The organism is Leifsonia sp. KNZ12-8B, assembly GCF_056755495.1.
In genome coordinates, this window is sequence record NZ_JBPGXM010000248.1 from 1 (window position 1) to 1,283 (window position 1,283).

Below are 1,283 nucleotides of genomic sequence, written 5' to 3' on the forward strand. Positions count from 1 at the left end.
GGTCCTGGGCGGTGCGAGGGGGCGCTGAGAGGGTCCGGCACTATAGCATCCTGACGTTTCGGGCGGGTGTTCACAGCGTTATCCCATACAAAACTATTGATCCGAATCAACTGCTATGGGAGCATATTCGAGGTCGAGTTGATGCTCACAGGGTCGTGGGCAGGTCTTAGTTCAGCGGATCTGAAGAACCCTGCAACCCGGCTGCTTACCTGAATTCTAGGCCCATCGGGCCAGGAGACACCCAGCGAAACAAGGAGCACATCTTCATGGATTGGCGCGACAAAGCCGCCTGCCTGACCGCGGACCCCGAGCTGTTCTTCCCCGTGGGGAACACCGGACCCGCCGTCGATCAGATCGACAAGGCGAAGGCGGTCTGCGCCCGCTGCACCGTCACCGAGATCTGCCTGCAGTACGCCCTCGAGACCGGTCAGGACTCGGGCGTGTGGGGCGGTCTCTCCGAGGACGAGCGCCGAGCACTCAAGCGCCGCGCCGCCCGCGCCCGCCGGGCCTCCTGACCGAGGCCGGCACTCCCCCGGCGACCCGAACCGCCGGTCTGCACTCCCCGCCGAGGCGGCGCTCCCACACCTAGCAGCAGGAGCGCCCCTCGGCTTTTTCTGTGCGTCGGGGCTTCTGTGCCTGCGCGGGCTCGTCAGGCCTTGGTGAGGTAGCGCAGCGGGACCTCGATCGTGACCTCGGTGCCCTGCCCCATCATCGTGTGCCAGTCGATCGTGCCGCCCAGCTCGCCCTGGATGAGCGTCCGCACGATCTGCGTGCCGAGACCGGAGCCGACCTTGCCCTCGGGGAGTCCGGACCCGTTGTCGACGACCTTGACCGTGAGCGAGTCGGCGGAGCGGTTGGCGACGATCTCGACCTGGCCCTCGCGCCCGGCCAGGCCATGCTCGACCGCGTTGGTCACGAGTTCGGTCAGCGCGAGCGCGAGCGGCGTGGCGTACTCGCTCGGCAGCGAGCCGAACGTGCCCGACTTCTTGGGGTGGACCGTCGTCGTGTGGCTCGCCGCGACCTCCGCCACGAGCAGCAGCACGCGGTCGAAGACGTCGTCGAAGTTGACGATCTGGGCGAGGCCCGTCGACAGGGTGTCGTGGACGACCGCGATGGCCGCGACCCGACGCATCGCCTGGCTCAGCGCCTCCCGCGCCTCCTCGGAGTGCGTGCGCCGCGCCTGGATGCGCAGCAGCGACGCGACGGTCTGGAGGTTGTTCTTGACCCGGTGGTGGATCTCGCGGATCGTCGCATCCTTCGTGATGAGCTCGCGCTCCTGGTGC

General features: G+C 67.7%; 2 protein-coding genes. One reads left to right on the forward strand and one right to left on the reverse strand.

Annotated features, from left to right (window positions below; translation table 11 throughout):
* The first annotated feature begins 266 nt into the window (after nt 1-266).
* A complete protein-coding gene (locus ACR9ZG_RS18870) occupies nt 267-515 on the forward strand; it encodes a WhiB family transcriptional regulator (protein WP_018190103.1) in 249 nt (82 codons plus the stop codon).
* A gap of 134 nt (nt 516-649) precedes the next feature.
* Here ACR9ZG_RS18870 and ACR9ZG_RS18875 read toward each other — a convergent pair.
* A partial coding sequence (locus ACR9ZG_RS18875; RefSeq protein WP_481286379.1) for a sensor histidine kinase occupies nt 650-1,283 on the reverse strand: 634 nt, incomplete at its 5' end.